Genomic DNA, 18,797 nt, shown 5'->3' on the forward strand with positions numbered 1-18,797 from the left:
CGTCCTTTTTTGGGAGACCGTTGCGAATCCGCCACGCCCTCTCAGCCACCCGATAATTGCTGTGACAGATCATGGCCCAACACCAAAACGGTGATTGTAATTATCAACATGAGCCCGATGCCGAAGGACAACTCCTGCGCGCGCGCTCCAACCGGCCGCCCCCGGATCGCTTCGATGGCGTAGAAGACCAGATGGCCGCCATCTAGAACCGGTATCGGCAACAGATTGATGAAGCCGACCGAAATAGACAGCCCCGCCGTGAGCAGGATCAAGCCGGCGAGCCCGATGGTTTCCGTGATCGTCTTGGAGGCTACCGCAATGCCGACAATGCCGGTCACCTGCTTGGGATCACCACGCCCCGCAAAAAGATCGTAGATAAATTTCGCTGACGCACCAATGCCTTGGACAGTTTCCTTGGTACCCTGCCACAGCGCCGATGCCGGATCGAGACGCGACATGCCGCCGGGACCGATGCCGATGATCGCCCGTGAAACAGTCTTGCCATCCGGCGCAGTGAACGTGCGCATTTCCGGCGTGACGCTGACGTCGAAACTCTCCTCCCCGCGTTCGACGGTGAGCTTCACGGGGCGCCCGGGCTCCGCCGAAATCAGTTCCGGAAGCTGGTCGAACAGTGTGACCTTGGTGCCATTGACCTCGACGATCCGGTCGCCCTTGCGCAGGCCCGCCTTGGCCGCCGGTCCATCGGCCTTGATCGGCCCGATAATGGCGTCAGAATTCGGGTAACCATAAATCGAGAATGCCGCCGCGAAGACGAAGGCGGCCAGGATGAAATTGGCCAAAGGACCGGCCGCCACGATGGCGATGCGCTGCCAGACCGGTTTGTGGAACAGGCTGACCGCCCGCTCCTCCGGCGTCATCAGCTGATTGCGCTCTTCATCGGGCAGGGAAGCGGCATTCGCATCGCCAAAGAAGCGTACATAGCCCCCGAGGGGGATTGCCGCGATGCGCCAATGAGTACCGTGCCGGTCGTCATAGCCGAACAATTCCGGTCCGAAGCCGATCGAGAAGGTCACGACCTTCACGCCGCACCAGCGCCCAACGAGGAAATGCCCAAGCTCGTGAAAGAAGATCAGGATGGAAATGATCACGATGAACGGCACGAAGCCGAGAGCACCGAGACCGAAACTATCCAGAAGGCCCATCATCCATTCCTCTCACGCGCCGCAAACCAAGCCAGACCGGCTCTGCCTTTTGGCACTACCACACAATGAATCCCTGGGCCGGGTGCAAGCCGGCATGCACAAGTCCGATCAGCAAGGCGGCCAATGCCGCCGCCAGGAAACCGTCGAGCCTGTCCATGACGCCGCCGTGGCCGGGGATCAGATGGCTCGCATCCTTGGCATCAAAGCGGCGCTTCAAGGCGGATTCAAGGAGATCGCCCCCCTGAGAGATCGCTGCCAGCACCGCGCCTATGGGAACCAGAACAAGGGAGCCGCCAACCAGGCCGGCCGCCAAGGCGGCAAACACCGTACCACCGATGAAACCCGACCAGGTTTTCTTTGGGCTGACCCTCGGCCACAGCTTCGGCCCGCCAAAGGTGCGGCCGGTAAAGTAGGCCAGCACGTCAGAGCCCCAGACAATGGCGAACAGCACGAAAATGGCACGCATGCCATAGGGCTCGTCCAACCTTAGCAGGGTAGCCGGCAAGACCACGCAGGCCGCATAGGGCAAGGCGGCCGCGACCAGCAAAGGCTGCATCGCCCCTCTCCCCCAGGCCAGCCCCCCCATCACCGCCGCGCCTCCCAGGACTGTCAGCAGGGCTGCGCCTCCCTGCCCGCCCTGGGCGAGCACGGTCGATACCGCGAGCAAGCCGACACCAAGCGCAACGATCAACCAATCCCGTCGGCCGCCGGCGATCAGGAACAGCCATTCGCACAGGACGGCTGCGGCTGCGAGAAACCAGAACAACGCGAAAAGCGGCCCGCCCCACCAGGCGGTGGCCAACGCCAGCCCGGCCATGACCAGGGCCGAGGCGATACGGATGGAAAGATCGGACCAGTTGGCCTTGGATACGCCCGCCATGTCAGAGACCACGGGCGGATGAAACCGTCCCCCGCGGACGGCCAGCCGCTATCCCCCGACACAAAACTGCTCTCACATCATCCCCCACAGGCACGCCGACGATATTGCCCTAGCCGGAATTGGCCTGACGGGGCGGATTGGCTTCGCCGAGCCCCCCGAAACGACGATCACGCGCATGGTATTCGGCCAGCGCAGCCTCCAGGGCACGTCGATCGAAATCTGGCCAGAGCAGGGGGACGAAGACGAATTCGGCATAGGCCGCCTGCCAAAGCAGGAAATTGGAAAGCCTCTGTTCGCCAGAGGTCCGGATGACCAAATCCGGATCCGGAATATCATGCGTATGAAGATTGGCGGCAAGGGCATCAGCCGTGATGTCCTGCGGCTTGAGCGTCCCCTCCGCGACCTTCTCGGCCAGGCGCCGTGCGGCAGCGACGATCTCCTGCCGGGCGCCATAGTTGAACGCCACAACAAGGGTCAGCCCCGTATTGGCAGCTGTGAGGTTTTCGACCTCCACCAGGAGTTCGGCAAGCTCGGCGTCAAGCCCCTCGCGTTCGCCGATGATGCGCACCCGAACATTGTTGGCATGCAGGTCCGCCAGATCGTTGCGAACGAAACGCTTCACCAATCCCATGAGATAGTCGACCTCGGTTCGAGGTCTCGACCAATTTTCCGAGGAGAAGGAGTAGAGCGTAAGATAGCGGATGCCCAGTTCCGCGGCGGCGCGGACGGTCCGCCTGAGTGCTTCGACGCCCCGGCGATGCCCCTCGAAACGGGGCATCAGGCGCTTGGAGGCCCAGCGGCCATTGCCATCCATGATGATGGCGACATGAGTCGGCGGGGCCGCCACGGTGGTATCGTCGATTTCGTCCCTGCCAAACATTGGTGCCTCGAAGCTTCTCCGCCGAACCGGCTGGCACGAATTCTATCGAACGATCATCGGATAGACAGTGGATAATTGGTGTCGAATTGGGGAAGTAGAATAGTCCTTGCGGATAGTCTGCAACCCTCTTCCGTCACACCTGCATGATTTCCTTCTCCTTGGAGACGAGCGTCTTGTCGATTTCGGCGATCATCGCATCGGTCGCCTTCTGCACCTGATCGGCCAGACGCTTTTCTTCGTCCTCGCCGATGGCACCGTCCTTCTCCGTCTTCTTCAGGATGTCGAGGCCGTCGCGGCGGACATGGCGGACAGCCACACGCGCGGACTCGGCGTATTTGTGGGCCACCTTGACCAGCTCCTTGCGGCGATCCTGGGTCATCTCGGGAATGCGCAAGCGGATCACCTGGCCCTCGGTCTGCGGATTGAGACCGAGATTGGAGTTCAAGATCGCCTTCTCGACGGCGCCGACCATACCGCGGTCCCAGACCTGCACGCTGATCAGGCGCGGCTCGGGCACGGAAACGGTGGCAACCTGCGACAGCGACATGCTGGCGCCATAAGCCTCAACATGCACGGGCTCGAGCAAGGAAGAAGAGGCACGGCCGGTGCGCAAGCCGCCCAGTTCATGTTTCAGCGCATTGAGTGCGCCTTCCATGCGACGCTTGACTTCGGCGAGATCGAATGATGCAGCCATGTTCCTGCCCTCGAAATTTCTTGACGGAAGCGGTCAGGGAGTGACCAGGGTGCAACGCCCCTCCCCGCGCAGCACGGCTGCCAGGGATCCGGGTTGTTGAATCGAAAAAACAATTATCGGCAAGCGCGCCTCGCGGGCAAGCGCAAACGCTGCCGTATCCATGATCTTGAGGTCTTTGCGGATGACCTCGTCATGGGTGATGTGATCATAACGGGTCGCGGCCGGATCCTTCTTGGGATCGGCGGAATAGATGCCGTCGACCTGCGTGCCCTTCATCAGGACATTGCATTCCAGCTCCGCAGCGCGCAGCGCGCCGCCGGTATCGGTGGTGAAGAAGGGATTGCCGGTACCACCCGCCAGCAGCACGACGCGGTCCTTGGCCAGATGCTCCATCGCCTGCTGGCGCGTATAGGTCTCGACCACCGACGGCATGGCGACGCCGGACATGGCGCGGGCGGACTGGCCGAGCGATGCGAGCTGGGCTTCGAGCGCGATGACGTTCATCACGGTGGCGAGCATGCCCATCGAGTCGGCTGCAGGCCGCGACAGACCCATGCCCGCGATCTGCGAGCCGCGGAAGATATTGCCGCCGCCCACCACCACGGCGACTTCGACGCCGAGCTTGACGGCTTCGATCACATCCTCGGCGATACGGCGGACCGTGGCCCGGTCGATGCCGAAGGCCTCGCCTCCCATCAATGCCTCGCCGGAAAGCTTCACCAGGACGCGTTTATAGGGAAGTACCGCCATGATTGCTCTCCGATTCGCTGGCCACTTATACAACAGGCGGCCCATGGCCGCCTGTTGTCGATCTCCGTCATCCACATGGCCGAAATGCGGCCAGCGGCATTTCCTGAAACAGAACGCTCAGGCGGCGTGGCCGGCCTGGGCGGCGACCTCAGCGGCGAAATCGTTCTCCTGCTTCTCGATGCCGTCACCGAGAGCGTAGCGCACGAAGCCCGCCACCTTGATCGGCGCGCCGGCAGCCCCTTCGCTCTCCTTGACGGCCTGGCCGACCGACTTGGAGGGATCGAAGATGAAGCCCTGCTCCAGCAAGGTCACTTCCTTGAAATAGGTCTTGATGCCGCTTTCGACGATCTTGGCGATCGCCGCTTCCGGCTTGCCCTGCTCGCGATACTTGTCGGCGAGAATGGTCTTCTCGCGCTCGATGGTTGCTGCATCGACGCCGGCGGCATCGACCGCGACCGGGTTCGAGGAAGCGACATGCATGGCGATCTGACGGCCGAGCTCGGCCAGCTTCTCGGCATTGCCGGTCGATTCGAGCGCAACGATCACGCCGATGCGGCCCTTGTTGGCCACCACGGGATTGTGGACATAGGTCGCCAGCACGCCCTGGCCGACCGAGACGATCTTGGCGCGGCGCAGCGACATGTTCTCGCCGATCTTGGCCACCGTGTTGGCGATCTTCTCATCGACGCTGCCGCCACCGGGGAAACCGGCTGCCTTGATGGCCTCGACATCCTCACCCGTCTTCAGGGCGACTTCGGCGATGCCCGAAACCAGGTCCTGGAATTCAGGATTGCGGGCAACGAAGTCGGTCTCGGAGTTGACCTCTACGGCAACGCCCTGATTGCCATCGACCAGAACGGCGACGAGCCCTTCAGCAGCGACACGGCCGGCCTTCTTGGCGGCCTTGGACAGGCCCTTCTTGCGCAACCAGTCAACGGCGGCTTCCAGATCGCCGGCGGTCTCGGTGAGCGCTGCCTTGCAATCCATCATGCCCGCGCCGGTCTGTTCGCGCAGCTCTTTCACCATGGCGGCGGTAATGTTCGACATCGCAGGATACCTCTTTGGGAAACCGGAACAGGTCCGGTGATGGGAAGCGGCCCGGCGCTTACCACTCCAACATCACAATTGGAAGGCGAGCAGCCGGGCCGTGTTCAGGAATAGATAGGAAGGCTGCAATCAGATTGCAGCCCAAAAAACCACAGACCCTGGAAGATCAGGCGCCGGCAACCAGATTGCGAGCCAGTTCCACCCAGCCGTCGCGATCGATACGGCCGTTGAGCTTGAGCTCGGCATCGACCTTGGCGACGTCTTCCGGGGTCATGGCAGCGACCTGCCAATAGTGCCAGATGCCGCCCTCGTTGAGCTTCTTCTCGAGCTGCGGGCCGACGCCGGTCAGCTTGGTCAGGTCGTCGGGCGCACCGCGCGGAGCAGACAGCAGCTCGAAGAGCTCGCCAGCGGGGGCAGCCTCGTCGGCGACCGGCAGTTCCTCGACCAGCGGAGCTTCTTCGGCGCCGATGTCGAGACCCATGTCGCCATGGGCGCGGGAGATGCCGTCGAGAGCGGCGCGGGCGACGAGATCGCAATAGAGCGACAGAGCGCGGCCGGCGTCGTCATTGGCCGGAATCGGGAAGGTGATGCCATCCGGATCGGAATTCGAATCGAGGACAGCAGCCACCGGGATGTTGAGGCGGCGGGCTTCCTTGATCGCGATGTCTTCCTTGTTGGTATCGATGATGAAGATCAGGTCGGGGGTGCCGCCCATGTCCTTGATACCGCCGAGGGCGCGCTCAAGCTTGTCGCGCTCGCGGGTGAGGTCGAGGCGCTCCTTCTTGGTGTAGCCCTGCTGAGCACCACCGGAGAGCAACTCGTCGAGCTTGCGCAGGCGCTGGATCGAGTTGGAGATGGTCTTCCAATTGGTCAGCGTGCCGCCGAGCCAACGCGAATTGACGTAATACTGGGCCGAACGGCGGGCCGCATCGGCAACCGCGTCCTGGGCCTGGCGCTTGGTGCCGACGAACAGCACGCGACCGCCACGGGCGACCGTGTCCGACACGGCCTGCAGGGCGCGATGGAACGCGGGAACCGTCTGGGCGAGGTCGATGATGTGGATGCCGTTACGCACGCCGAAGAGATAGGGCCCCATCTTGGGGTTCCAGCGGTGCGACTGATGGCCGAAATGGGCTCCAGCTTCGAGCAGCTGACGCATAGAGAAATCTGGCAGTGCCATAGAGTTGTAACTCCGGTTTGATAAGGCCTCCGCGGACATCTACCGTGCCTGCCTCGCCGCGCCATTGCGGACGAAACAAAACACGGCACCGGAGCGGCAGGGCCGCTTCGTCCGCGTGTGGAATGGCGCGCTCTATAAGCGGATGCGGCCGATTAGGCAAGCCCCCAGACATCCGCCATCATGATGAAGTCCGATCCTGCGCTCGCTCCACCGCCACGGGCTATGCCTCCGCTGTGTCTTTCGATCGGCGGAGGCGGCCTTCCATCGACCTCAAGGCCCGGTAGTCGCCTGCTCGCCAAGCAGTTCCGTCAGGCTGGCGCGCTGATTCTGCCGGATGTAATCGTCGAGGCGAAGGATGCTCGTCCCGCGGACCAGCGCCAATACCCTGCGCGGGTCCGTATTGGTGACGAAGCGGCCGTCCGGTGCCAACGCCAGTGTTTCGGCCCTGCTGCTGGTGGGAGACTGGTTGGCATGGAGCGTCACCAGCAATGCTCCGCTACGGCCGTCGCGCAGTTCGACGCCGCCATTTTGATCTCGGGACTTGATGGCCTTCCAGCGCCCATCCCGCGAGACGACCGCGCCATCGGCCGGTGACGAGCCGACATAACCGAGCGTACCCTGCCCCGTATCCAGGTCCCACTGGACCAGGCTGCTACCTGAGGCAACTTGCAAGAACTGGCTGTTGGGCCCAAAACTCAATCGGGTGATACTCGGGTTTCCGGCCAGCGAAATCTCCCGCCAGGCGTTCTTGGCTTCCTGACCGGCCTTCTGATCCACCTCTTGCCAGAGCCACACCGGATAGTCGAATTCCGCGGACAGTACGCTCTGCCCATCGGGCGCAAACTGGAAATTCCGCTTGAAGCTGCTTTGAGGGATAAAGCGCGATGTTCCGTCGATGGTGGACCAAAGATAGACGTCGCCTCCATCGGCCTTGACGGCAATCAGGCCACCATCGGCCGAGAAATCGAGAGCCTGCGGCCGGTTAGTGGAATCACTCCCGGGCCACGCGGCAAGGCGGATGCCGGTCGCGACATCCCAAAGGACCAGCGAGGAATCGGGCATCCGCGACAAGGCGCGTGGATTGCGGGCGGATGCGGCGACAACCGGGCCCGGCGGAGCGCTTCGCGCCGTCGCAACGCAGCGCCCGACCTCCCACGCCACGGCATCGCCGCTGCCCGCGTCCAGGAGCAGTACGCTGCGCCCGTCGAGCGAGAAAACCCTGCCGGCCTCCTGCCGCGCCGCCTGAATCTGGCAATAGCGTCGATCGCCCTCGACGAGGCAGGAAAGCGCAGGGCGTTGATCCGGCATGGCGCAGGTCTTGCCGCCGCTCTCTGCGTCAAAGGACGCGGTTTCCCACCGCGACGACACCGGATCCTCCCAGGAGGCCAGAATTGCGCGCCCATCCGGAGAGATGGCGACGACGTCGGCCGGCGCGGCGCGGCCGGGGTCGCCAGCAAGAAGGGATCGCACCAGAGCGCCGGTTTGGACGTCCCACAAGACGATGCCGCCCTTGCTGCAGGCGATGACGGCGCGCCGTCCATCCCGACTCAATGCCATTGTCGAAATCTGCGACGCCTCGCAGGGCACGAACGTCCGGATCACCTTTCCGTCGCGCGTATCAAACAACGTCAGATCGTCTTGCGAGCGTGCCTTGTTTCGGTACCAGACGAGGAAGGCATCAGCGTCGCGGAGGAAGTCCAATCCCTTGATGACCTTGTAGTTCTGTTCGCCTGTGTCGGGAAATCGGCGCAGCAATGTCGCCGTGGCAACATCCCATAGTCTGAGATCGTCGAATTGATTGGCGATCAGCAGGAGGCGCCCGTCGCGCGACATCGCCGTCCAGCCATTGCCAAAGGCATTGCCGGCCTGCACCACGAGACGCGGCTCGCTTTCGCCGGGCGGATCCGCGGCACCTGACCTCGGGCTCCCTCCACCGACGCCGGCTGCCTCGAAGGCCAGGTTTCGCGCCACCATCTGCGCTGCCTCGCCGTTGAGGCGCAGCAATTCGGCATGCTGGTGCTGCCTGAACCAATAATAGACCACCGAGGCCGCGAGCACACCGAGAACCAGCAGGACGCCAAGCAAATGACGTCGAGACCGAACAACCTGGCCCATATCGTTCAATGCGCGCCTCTCATCGAAGGTTGTCCCGGACAGGCTAGCACCCATGTGCTTTGCCGATCTGTGCCCTTCGAAACCATGGCCATGCACGGACCGCGCGGCGAACCGCCATGCAGCCTTACATCTGCATGACGGTCGCCACGCCCGGTATCGCCTTGATCGCGCCCGCGACCTGGGGCGTGACCAGGAACTTGCCGGGCAGCTTCAGCTCGACCTCCCGCATGCCGCCATCGAGCTGGAGAATCAGGAAGACCTCCCCCTCCCCGCGCTGGCCCAGCCGCTTGGCAACGGATTCGAGCGCCTGCTCGCCCTGCAGGAAGACCTTGATGCCGCGCTGGGTCTTGGCGGTGGCGTTGTCGAGCCTCTCGGCCGTCACGATGCGGATGCGGACGTCATCGCCTTCATGTGCGGCCTGCACGCCGACCAGCACAGCCGTGCCCGGCTCGAGCAGGTCGCGATATTGCGCCAGGCCTTCGGAGAAGAGCACCGCCTCGAACTGGCCCGAGGCATCGGAGAGCATGATCACGCCCATCTTGGAACCGGTTCGGGTCTTGCGCTCGGAGCGCGACAGCACGGTCGCTGCCAGGCGCCCTGCCGTGGCGCCCTGCTTCACCTTCTGGGTGAACTGCGCCCAGGACGGCACCTGCAGGCGCTCCAGGGCCGTGGCATAGGCATCGAGCGGATGGCCTGAAAGGAAGAAACCGATCGCGTCGAACTCGCGCTGCAGACGGTCGGCGGGTTCCCAGGGTTCTACGACCGTCCCCTTGAGCGGCTCCGGGGTCGAAGCAGAACCAAACATATCGGCCTGCCCGTCGCTCTTCTCGGCGTGGGAGCGTTGCGCCTGGGCCATGATGGCATCGATGGAGGCGGTGACGCGAGCCCTGTCACGGTCGAATTCGTCAAAGGCTCCCGCCGCCGCCAGGTTTTCGAGAATGCGCTTGTTGATGGCCTTGGGATCGATGCGCCGGGCGAAGTCGCCAAGGTCGAAGAAGGGCTGGTCACCGCGGATCTCGACCAGGCGCTCCATCGCCGCGAGGCCGACGCCCTTGACCGCGCCGAGCGCATAGCGGATCGCGCCGTCATGGACCTCGAAGTCCGGTCCCGAACGGTTGATGGAAGGCGCCTCGACCTTGATGCCCAGCCGACGCGCCTCCAGACGGAATTCGGCGAGCTTGTCGGTGTTCGACATATCCAGCGACATCGAGGCCGCCATGAACTCGACCGGATAATTCGCCTTCAAGTAGGCGGTCTGGTAGGAGACCAGCGCATAGGCTGCCGCATGGCTCTTGTTGAAGCCGTAATCGGCGAATTTGGCGAGATAATCGAAGATCTCGTCGGCCTTGGCCTTCTGAATGCCCCCTTCGACCGCGCCCTTGACGAAGCGCGCACGCTGGGCGTCCATCTCCGCCTTGATCTTCTTGCCCATGGCGCGGCGCAGCATGTCGGCCTCGCCCAGCGTGTAGCCGGAAAGGATCTGCGCGATCTGCATCACCTGTTCCTGGTAGATGATGACGCCATAGGTCTCTTCCAGGGCGGGCTTGAGCTGGTCGAGCATGTAGTCCGGCTCTTCCAACCCCTTCTTTCGGGCATTGTAGACTGGAATATTGGCCATCGGGCCCGGGCGGTAGAGCGCCACCAGCGCGATGATGTCCTCGAAACGGTCGGCATTCATGTCGAGCAATGCCTTGCGCATGCCCGCACTTTCCACCTGGAACACGCCCACCGTCTCGCCGCGGCCGAGCATTTCATAGCTCTTCCTGTCGTCGAGCGGCAGGGCGGCAAGGTCGAGAGCGATGCCGCGCTGCTTTAGGAACATCAAAGCGCGCTCGAGCACGGTGAGCGTCTTGAGACCGAGGAAGTCGAACTTCACCAGGCCCGCCTGCTCCACCCATTTCATGTTGAACTGGGTGGCCGGCATCGGCATCGAGGTCTTGGGATCGTGATAGAGCGGCACCAGCTCCACCAGCGGACGATCCCCGATCACCACGCCGGCGGCATGGGTCGAGGCGTGGCGATAGAGCCCTTCGAGCTTCTGGGCGATGCTGAGCAGGCGCTCGACGGTGGGATCGTCCTTGGCGGATTCGCGCAGTTTCGGCTCGTCCTCGATCGCCTTGGCCAAGGTGACCGGATTGGCCGGGTTCTGCGGCACAAGCTTGCACAGCTTGTCGACCTGGCCATATCCCATCTCCAGCGTGCGCCCGACGTCGCGCAGCACGCCGCGCGCCTGGAGGGAACCGAAGGTGATAATCTGGGCGACGCGATCCTCCCCGTATTTCTCCTGCACATAGCGGATGACCTCGTCACGCCGCTCCTGGCAGAAGTCGATGTCGAAGTCCGGCATCGAGATACGTTCGGGATTGAGGAAGCGCTCGAACAGCAGGCTGAAGCGGAGTGGATCGAGATCGGTGATGGTAAGGGCGTAGGCAACCAGGGAGCCAGCGCCGGATCCGCGCCCCGGACCGACTGGGATGCCCTTCGCCTTGGCATGCTTGATGAAGTCCGACACGATCAGGAAGTAGCCGGGAAACTTCATGCGCTCGATGATCGAAAGCTCGAACTCAAGCCGCTTGGCATAGCTCTCTTCAGTATGGCCAGGAGCCGGACCATGCGCGGCCAGCCTGGCCCTGAGGCCATCCTCGGCCTGGCGGCGCAGCTCGACGGCCTCGTCGACAGGGGCCCCCGTCTCGTCGAGGCCCGTGGAAAAGCGCGGCAGGATCGGCTTTCGCGTGCGTACGCGAAAGGCACAACGTTTGGCAATTTCGATCGTATTCTCAATTGCCTCTGGGATATCCCTGAACAAGGACATCATTTCCGAACGGCTCTTGAAGTAATGGTTCGGCGTCATTCGCCGCCGGTCCGTCTCTGCGAGGATGCGACCCTCGGCGATGGCAAGCAACGCATCATGCGGTTCGTTGTCGGCGCGCGCGGCGAAATAGACCTCGTTCGTCGCGACCAGCGGCACCTCGGCGGCATAGGCAAGCTCCAGAAGCGGTGCCTCGACCTGCTGCTCCTCCGCGCTGTCATGGCGCTGCACTTCGACATAGAGCCGATCGGCGAACATCGCCTGCAGACGCTGCAGCCGGGTTCGCGCGAGATCATCGAGCCCCTCGCGCAGGGCCATGTCCAGCGGGCCGGCGGGACCGCCGGTCAGCGCGATCAGGCCTTCCTGGAATTCGGCCAGGCGCCCGATCGAGATATGGGCTTCCTCGCCGCTGGCGGGATCCATGTAGCAATGGGAGGACAGTGCCATCAGATGGCCGTAGCCTGTTTCGCTCTGGGCCAGCAGGATCATGCGCGGCAAGCGCCGCTGGTGCAGAGGACGCCGGTCCGAGGCATCCTCGCGGTCGGCAAAATTGATCGCCAGCGAGATGCCCATGATCGGTTGGATGCCGCTGCCCGCCAGCTTTTCGGAAAACTCCAGCGCTCCGAACAGATTGTTGGTGTCCGTCAATGCGAGGGCCGGCATGCCGTCGGCCTTGGCGAGATCGGCGAGTTTAGGGACCTTCATCGCCCCCTCGAGCAAGGAATAGGCCGAACGGACATTCAAATGCACGAATCCCGGACCGTTCACCTTTCCCTCCGCCATGACACCTCCGCTCCGCGCTGGCGGGCAGCGCGACTCGCGGCCTGCCCCTCACCTTGGTGTATGGCAATCCGGCCCGACACCAAAGCCGACTTTGTACTCGGGCCGGCGATGGCCACATCGGCGTCACATCTTCGCCACCGCTGCTTGTTGAGAGCCTGTGGACAAGTGTGGACAAATCTGGCTTAAACACCGCTCAGGAAGCTCGTCCACATGGCGAGCATGACCAGGAACAGGCTCATCGAAGCAATGGCGGCGAAATCTTCGGCGAAACGCGTAAACATGATGTTCTCCTCTCTTCGATAAGGACATCTTGTTCACGTTTTGTTCCGAGTCAAGCACGGCGTCGTCGAACCGCCATCTTATGTCGCTCTTATGTTCCGCCCGCATGGCGCAGCCTGTCTCCGTCCAGAGTACTGGAAACGCTACATTCTCATGATTATTCAAAGACTTAAGGAGACGCCTGCGCTGCGCCTGGCTTTGCCTCGGTAGCGTTTACCATACTGCGAGGCTGCCGTGGCACCGGGGCTCCCGCTGTCACAATCGTCAGTCGAGTTCGACGATATGACCGTCGCGCAGGGTAACGCGACGGTCCATGCGCGCCGCCAGATCGAGATTATGGGTCGCGATCAGGGCCGCCAGGCCGGACGCGCGTACCAGCGCCGTCAGCGTGCCGAAGACATGGTCTGCCGTACCGGGATCCAGATTGCCGGTCGGCTCGTCGGCCAGGATGAGATGCGGCGCATTGGCGACGGCACGGGCGATGGCAACTCGCTGCTGCTCACCGCCCGATAATTCGTTCGGCCGGTGACCGAAGCGCTGGCCAAGGCCGAGGAAGGTCAGCAACTCCTCCCCCCGCTGGCGCGCCTCTCGGCGCGAGAGGCCGCGGATCATCTGCGGCAGGATCACATTCTCCAAGGCCGAGAACTCCGGCTGGAGATGGTGGAACTGGTAGACGAAACCGATCGAGTTGCGACGCAGGCGGGTTCGTCCCGTATCGTTCAGATCGGCGGTTGAATAGCCGGAGATCAGCACGTCGCCGCCATCCGGTCTCTCGAGCAGGCCGGCCGTGTGGAGCAGCGTCGACTTGCCTGCTCCGGAGGGCGCGATCAGCGCCACCGACTGCCCCGGCATCACCATAAGGTCGACGCCCCGCAGAATATGCAGTTCCGTAGGACCTTGCTGGTAGCTGCGCTCGACCCCTCGCAGTTCGAGGGCCGGAATTTCACCCGACATGCTCATGGCTCAGCCTCCTCTCAACGCTTCCACCGGGTCGAGCTTGGCAGCTCGCCAGGCGGGATAGAGCGTGGCCAGGAAGCACAGGACCAAGGTGGTGATGACCACCACGGTCACCTCTGTCGGATCGGTCTTGGCTGGCAGGCGCGAGAGGAAATAGATCTCGGACGCGAACAATTGCGTGTTGGATAGCCAGGAAATGAACTCCTGGATGTTCTCGATATAGCGGCACACCAGCAGCCCCAGCAGCAGGCCGAATATCGTACCGAGCAAACCGATAGCCATGCCGGTGATGAAGAAGATGCGTAGCATCGCCCCACGCGTCGCGCCCATGGTCCGCATGATGGCGATATCGGTCTGCTTGGACTGCACCAGCATCACCATGCTCGAAACGACCCCGAGCGCCGCCATGATCACCAGAATCAGCAGGATCATGAACATGACGTTGCGCTCGACCTGGAGCGCCGTGAAGAAGGCCGAATTGCGCTGGCGCCAGTCGACCAGCGAGACGGGACGTCCGGCCGCCGTCTTGATCGCCTCGCTCTCCGACTGCACGTGGTCAGGGTCCTCGATATAGACCTCGATCGCCGTCGTATCGCCGTCGCGATTGAAATAAGCCTGCGATTCCTGCAGCGGCATGATCACGAAGCCGCTGTCGATATCGGACATGCCGACCTCGAAGGTGGCGACCACCGGATAGACCTTCATGCGCGGCGTGGTGCCAAAGGCGGTCTGGTCGCCCTTGGGCGAGATCAGAGTGATGCCGTCGCCGATCTGCAACCCGAGCGAGGATGCCAGTTTGGCACCGATCACCACGCCCTGCCCCTGGTCGAAATTGTCCAGCGTGCCGTCCTTGATATTGTTGGCAAGGCCGGGCAGGCGCTTGAGATCATCGAGCTTCATGCCGCGCACCAGGGCGCCGCTCGCCGAGAAGGGCGACGATACCAGCACCTGGCCTTCCACGAAGGGGACCGCCAGGGTCACACCAGGCACCTTGGCGATGCGACTGGTGACCGCGTCATAGTCGGTCAACGGCGTCTCATAGGGAGAGACGACGATATGGCCGTTGAATCCGAGGATCTTGGACTGCAGTTCGACGCGAAAGCCGTTCATCACCGACATCACGATGATGAGGGCAGCGACGCCGATAAGGAAGCTGAGAAAGGACAGGACGGCAATCAGCGAAGCCACCCCCCCCTTGCGGTGCGGCATGAGATAGCGCAGCGCCACCATCCACTCGAAGGCGGAGAAGGGCGGCGTTCCGGTCGGTTCCGACGATGTCGTGGCTGAAGCAGACGCGTTCATGACATTCCAGGTGGGGCGCGAGGCCCCTTACTCCGCGAGAATCGCGGCGTTTGCACGGCAAAAATTCAGCGATGTCTCGCTTTGCCACGGCTTTTTTGACGCTCCAATCACGGCAAAGCCACCCCAGCCACAACAAACACATCGAGATTAAGTTTTATAATTCAAGTAAATACGTCGATTTCTTGATAAGAAGAAAAAACGCCGCGAATACCCTGGGCATTCGCGGCGTCGATAATACCGGCCGGCAGGCCGCGGCAAAACAGGATCAGCTCACCAGCACGAGTGCGTCCGATGGCGTCAGCAACTGGCGTTCGCCTGTGCGGCGGTTCTTCACCTCGACCTTGCCTTCCGCCAGGCTCTTGGGACCGACGATGATCTGCCAGGGCAGGCCGATCAGATCCATCTTGGCGAATTTGCCGCCGGGCCTCTCATCGGTATCGTCGAGCAGCACATCGACGCCCTTGGCGCCGAGCTGGAGGTAGAGATCGCCGCAGGCTGCATCCACCGCGCTGTCTCCCGGCTTGAGGTTGATCAGGCCGACCTTGAACGGCGCGATTGCCTCCGGCCAGATGATGCCGGCTTCGTCATGGCTCGCCTCGATTGCCGCACCGGCCACGCGGGTCGGCCCGATGCCGTAGGAGCCGCCATGCACGGGGATGAGGGAGCCGTCCGGACCGGCGACGACGGCCTTCATCGGCGTCGAATATTTCGTGCCGAAATAGAAGATATGCCCGACCTCGATGCCGCGCGCCGAAACCTGCTTGTCGGCCGGCAGGGCGTCGAAGGCAGCCTTGTCGTGCTTCTCCTCGGTTGCCGCATAGAGCGAGGTCCACTGGTCGACGATCGCCTGCAGCCCGGCCTTGTCGTCGAAATCCGTGCCGGCGGAAGGCGGCGCCATCGACAAATAGTCACGATGGCAGAACACTTCGCTCTCCCCGGTCGAGGCCAGGATGATGAACTCATGGCTGAGATTGCCGCCGATCGGGCCGGTGTCGGCCACCATGGGGATGGCCGTCAGGCCGAGCCGCGCGAAGGTGCGCAGATAGGCCACGAACATCTTGTTGTAGGAATGCTGCGCACCGGCCTGGTCGAGGTCGAAGGAATAGGCGTCCTTCATCAGGAATTCACGCCCGCGCATCAGGCCGAAGCGGGGACGGATCTCGTCCCGGAATTTCCATTGTATATGGTAGAGGTTGAGCGGCAGATCCTTGTAGCTGCGTACATAGGCGCGGAAGATCTCGGTGATCATCTCCTCATTGGTCGGCCCGTAGAGCATCTCCCGCTCCTGGCGGTCCTTGATGCGCAGCATCTCCTTGCCGTAATCGTCATAGCGCCCGCTTTCGCGCCACAGGTCGGCCGATTGGATGGTCGGCATCAGCAGTTCGATGGCGCCGGCGCGATTCTGTTCTTCGCGGATGATCGTATTGATCTTGTTCACCACGCGCAGGCCGAGTGGCAGCAATGCGTAGATTCCAGCCGCTTCCTGACGGATCATGCCTGCACGCAGCATCAGACGATGGGAAACAATTTCTGCTTCCTTCGGCGTCTCGCGCAGAATAGGCAGGAAATAACGGCTCAAACGCATAGGACAGACCTTCTCCAAGCTGCCGGCGAACCTTGGCTGCGCCGGGTAACACATGTGGCGAAATCGCGATTCAGGATAAAAAGGCGCGCCTGATCGAAACCTCGGCACGCCTCTCCGGCAAATCGCTTCCGATCGCCAGTCCGTGCCAGCTTGACCCGATCCCTCGCAAAAACACAAGGGTAAGACCAGCAAAAGCGCCATTATTTGGCGGTTTTCGCGCCCGACATGCCCCGTGCGATACAACCTGCCTGCTCATCAACCTGCCCACGAACAGCGCAGCCTAGCGAAATGACGCGCACAAATTTTAAGCAAAGATATTAATTTTGTGCCGATCGCTGCACAAAGACGTGACAAGCAAAAAAACTTCGTCTAGCGTCCGTCCCGTCAACGACAGGGCATCCGAACTCAGCGATGAGTAGAAGGAAGTCAGGGTCCAAGTCTTGGGAGGAAGCCCGCAGGCGCCGCCGGTGAACAAACCGTTGTCGAGCAGCCGTCCTGACACTTCAAACAGCACAAAGATGCGTGAAGGAAGTCTCAGGAAGATGGGTTAGGACGAGGTCTAGAATAAGGCGAGGCTCGCGAGAGCCTCGCCTTTTTTCACTGACGTTTGCGTAACGGCATGTTGCATCATGCGGGCTTGCCATGACAACCGCGTGACAATGTCGGATAGGTCGAACCTCCGTCGCAATGGCGACAGCGCCACAGAGAGGAATCGGGTTTTCCGAAAGAGACTTCTCCGGATCGAACGGCGGTTTTGGTCAGGAGGAACCTGCCGGATCTCAAACTCCGCTTCGCTTCGCATTGTCTGCCCGACCGATTTACTTTAGCCTTTGACGGCTGTGTGACGTGCGGCAGAACTGAGGCGAAGGCCGGCAGTTATCAGCGCCTCCCAGACTGTATTGAGCACGTTGAGCCTGTAGATCGATGAGCCGTAGCCCTGTCTCGCAACCCGCGCGCATCGCGCCGCTGGCGGTATTGCCGGTATTCTATCGCCTGACCGGCAAACCCGTGCTTGTCATCGGCGCGAGCCAGGCGGCTTTGTGGAAGGCCGAGCTTCTGGCGTCAACCGGCGCCGAAGTTCGCATCGCGGCACCTGAAGCGAACGATGCCCTGGCGCAGTTATGCGCCCGCGACGACGCGAGTGTCCGCCACCTCGCCCGCTCCTGGCACGAAGCCGACCTCGATGGCATCGCCCTCGTCGTCGCGGACGTCGAGGGCGACGAGCAGGCCGCCGACCTTGCCGCCGCCGCGCGCCGGGTGGGAACGCCGGTAAACATCGTCGACCGGCCGGCCTTCTGCGATTTTCAGTTCGGTGCGGTGGTCAATCGCTCGCCGCTGGTGGTGGGCATTTCGACCGACGGCGCCGTTCCCGTCTTCGCCCAGGCAATCCGCAGCCGAATCGAGATGCTGCTGCCAACGGGTTTCCAGAAATGGGCGGAGGCCGCCCGCAACTGGCGCCCTCTGGTGCAGGCGCGGGATCTCTCCCTGCAGGCCCGCAGGACGATCTGGGAGCGTTTCGTCAATGCGGCCTTCCGGCATCCCGACCGCACGCCAGGCGAAGCCGAACGCGCCGACCTATTGGCCGGCATCGAACAGCAGGAAAGAAATCCGGCACTGGGCAGTGTCGCCCTGGTGGGAGCAGGCCCTGGAGATCCGGAACTGCTGACCTTGAAAGCGGTGCGCGCCCTGCAATCGGCGGATGTCATCCTGCACGACGACCTGGTCTCGCAGGAAGTGCTCGATTTCGCTCGCCGCGAGGCTGAGCGCATCATCACCGGCAAGCGCGGGCATCGCCCGTCCTGCAAGCAGGACGATATCAATGCGCTCATGGTCTCCCTGGCCAGGGACGGCAAGCGCGTGGTACGGCTGAAAGGCGGCGACCCCTTGATATTCGGACGGGCCGGCGAGGAAATCGCAGCCTGCCGCGCGGCTGGCGTCGCCGTCGAGGTCATTCCTGGCATCACCGCAGCGTCCGGCGCTGCCGCGAGCCTTGAAGTCTCCCTCACCCATCGGGACCATGCCCGACGCCTGCAATACATCACTGCCCATGCCAAGAACGGCAAGCTGCCGGACGATCTCGATTGGAAGTCGCTTGCCGACCCGGCCGCCACCACCGCCATCTATATGGGCAAGCTTGTCGTCGCCGAGGTCGCCACGCGCCTGCTCGAGGCCGGCATGGCCGTCGATACGCCGGCCATCATCGTGGAATATGCCACCCACGTGCGCGAGCGCCGCTTTCACACCACGATCGGTGAAATGGCCGGCGTTTTTGCCACCAATCAGCTCGACGGCCCCTGCATCATCCTGTTCGGCCAGGCCATGTCCGAGGCGAGACCCGACCGCCCAAGCTGAACGGCAGCGGTCTGCGCGGTA

At 62.7% G+C, this 18,797-nt stretch carries 13 protein-coding genes; 1 reads left to right on the forward strand and 12 read right to left on the reverse strand.

What is annotated here, in order from left to right; genetic code table 11:
- Window positions 1-41: 41 nt before the first annotated feature.
- From ACIGJE_RS19320 to proS, 12 genes are all read right to left on the reverse strand, one after another.
- Window positions 42-1,166 (reverse strand): M50 family metallopeptidase, encoded by a 1,125-nt coding sequence (locus ACIGJE_RS19320; protein WP_311935035.1) that lies wholly within the window; start codon window positions 1,164-1,166, stop codon window positions 42-44.
- 52 nt (window positions 1,167-1,218) lie between these two features.
- Window positions 1,219-2,043 (reverse strand): phosphatidate cytidylyltransferase, encoded by an 825-nt coding sequence (locus ACIGJE_RS19325; protein WP_311935037.1) that lies wholly within the window; start codon window positions 2,041-2,043, stop codon window positions 1,219-1,221.
- Between the two features lie 109 nt (window positions 2,044-2,152).
- The gene (locus tag ACIGJE_RS19330) at window positions 2,153-2,923 is read right to left on the reverse strand and encodes an isoprenyl transferase (RefSeq protein WP_311935039.1); all 771 of its coding nucleotides are present in this window, start codon (window positions 2,921-2,923) and stop codon (window positions 2,153-2,155) included.
- Between the two features lie 133 nt (window positions 2,924-3,056).
- On the reverse strand, window positions 3,057-3,617 hold the full coding sequence (gene frr / locus ACIGJE_RS19335; RefSeq protein WP_367623001.1) for a ribosome recycling factor: 561 nt from the start codon (window positions 3,615-3,617) through the stop codon (window positions 3,057-3,059).
- 33 nt (window positions 3,618-3,650) lie between these two features.
- Complete coding sequence (pyrH, locus tag ACIGJE_RS19340; RefSeq protein ID WP_068296050.1) at window positions 3,651-4,367, reverse strand: UMP kinase; 717 nt, start codon at window positions 4,365-4,367, stop codon at window positions 3,651-3,653.
- A gap of 117 nt (window positions 4,368-4,484) precedes the next feature.
- The gene (gene tsf / locus ACIGJE_RS19345) at window positions 4,485-5,414 is read right to left on the reverse strand and encodes a translation elongation factor Ts (RefSeq protein ID WP_311935043.1); all 930 of its coding nucleotides are present in this window, start codon (window positions 5,412-5,414) and stop codon (window positions 4,485-4,487) included.
- A 166-nt stretch (window positions 5,415-5,580) separates the two neighbouring features.
- Window positions 5,581-6,594, reverse strand: coding sequence for a 30S ribosomal protein S2 (locus tag ACIGJE_RS19350; protein WP_068296046.1), 1,014 nt, complete (start codon window positions 6,592-6,594; stop codon window positions 5,581-5,583).
- Between the two features lie 270 nt (window positions 6,595-6,864).
- The gene (locus tag ACIGJE_RS19355; protein ID WP_483678459.1) at window positions 6,865-8,718 is read right to left on the reverse strand and encodes a WD40 repeat domain-containing protein; all 1,854 of its coding nucleotides are present in this window, start codon (window positions 8,716-8,718) and stop codon (window positions 6,865-6,867) included.
- Window positions 8,719-8,833: 115 nt separating this feature from the next.
- Window positions 8,834-12,301 (reverse strand): DNA polymerase III subunit alpha, encoded by a 3,468-nt coding sequence (gene dnaE, locus ACIGJE_RS19360; protein WP_311935047.1) that lies wholly within the window; start codon window positions 12,299-12,301, stop codon window positions 8,834-8,836.
- Window positions 12,302-12,844: 543 nt separating this feature from the next.
- Window positions 12,845-13,540, reverse strand: coding sequence for an ABC transporter ATP-binding protein (locus ACIGJE_RS19365; RefSeq protein WP_483678461.1), 696 nt, complete (start codon window positions 13,538-13,540; stop codon window positions 12,845-12,847).
- A 3-nt stretch (window positions 13,541-13,543) separates the two neighbouring features.
- A complete protein-coding gene (locus ACIGJE_RS19370) occupies window positions 13,544-14,839 on the reverse strand; it encodes a lipoprotein-releasing ABC transporter permease subunit (protein WP_311935051.1) in 1,296 nt (431 codons plus the stop codon).
- Window positions 14,840-15,104: 265 nt separating this feature from the next.
- Window positions 15,105-16,424, reverse strand: coding sequence for a proline--tRNA ligase (proS, locus tag ACIGJE_RS19375; protein ID WP_311935053.1), 1,320 nt, complete (start codon window positions 16,422-16,424; stop codon window positions 15,105-15,107).
- A gap of 924 nt (window positions 16,425-17,348) precedes the next feature.
- On the opposite strand from proS, the gene cysG reads away from it, so the two are divergent.
- Window positions 17,349-18,776 carry a siroheme synthase CysG gene (gene cysG, locus ACIGJE_RS19380; RefSeq protein WP_415084029.1) on the forward strand — a complete coding sequence of 476 codons (1,428 nt, stop codon included), beginning with the start codon at window positions 17,349-17,351 and terminating at the stop codon, window positions 18,774-18,776.
- The last annotated feature ends 21 nt before the right edge of the window (window positions 18,777-18,797 follow it).

This window comes from Labrys sp. E2SS-1L, from assembly GCF_057073705.1.

What these genes read in the sequence shown, in the direction of transcription:
- frr (WP_367623001.1), bottom strand. Translation starts at nt 3,617, where the DNA reads ATGGCTGCATCATTCGATCTCGCCGAAGTCAAGCGTCGCATGGAAGGC.
- ACIGJE_RS19330 (WP_311935039.1), bottom strand. Translation starts at nt 2,923, where the DNA reads ATGTTTGGCAGGGACGAAATCGACGATACCACCGTGGCGGCCCCGCCG.
- ACIGJE_RS19320 (WP_311935035.1), bottom strand. Translation starts at nt 1,166, where the DNA reads ATGATGGGCCTTCTGGATAGTTTCGGTCTCGGTGCTCTCGGCTTCGTG.
- ACIGJE_RS19325 (WP_311935037.1), bottom strand. Translation starts at nt 2,043, where the DNA reads ATGGCGGGCGTATCCAAGGCCAACTGGTCCGATCTTTCCATCCGTATC.
- ACIGJE_RS19350 (WP_068296046.1), bottom strand. Translation starts at nt 6,594, where the DNA reads ATGGCACTGCCAGATTTCTCTATGCGTCAGCTGCTCGAAGCTGGAGCC.
- ACIGJE_RS19365 (WP_483678461.1), bottom strand. Translation starts at nt 13,540, where the DNA reads ATGAGCATGTCGGGTGAAATTCCGGCCCTCGAACTGCGAGGGGTCGAG.
- ACIGJE_RS19370 (WP_311935051.1), bottom strand. Translation starts at nt 14,839, where the DNA reads ATGAACGCGTCTGCTTCAGCCACGACATCGTCGGAACCGACCGGAACG.
- pyrH (WP_068296050.1), bottom strand. Translation starts at nt 4,367, where the DNA reads ATGGCGGTACTTCCCTATAAACGCGTCCTGGTGAAGCTTTCCGGCGAG.
- tsf (WP_311935043.1), bottom strand. Translation starts at nt 5,414, where the DNA reads ATGTCGAACATTACCGCCGCCATGGTGAAAGAGCTGCGCGAACAGACC.
- dnaE (WP_311935047.1), bottom strand. Translation starts at nt 12,301, where the DNA reads ATGGCGGAGGGAAAGGTGAACGGTCCGGGATTCGTGCATTTGAATGTC.
- proS (WP_311935053.1), bottom strand. Translation starts at nt 16,424, where the DNA reads ATGCGTTTGAGCCGTTATTTCCTGCCTATTCTGCGCGAGACGCCGAAG.
- cysG (WP_415084029.1), top strand. Translation starts at nt 17,349, where the DNA reads ATGAGCCGTAGCCCTGTCTCGCAACCCGCGCGCATCGCGCCGCTGGCG.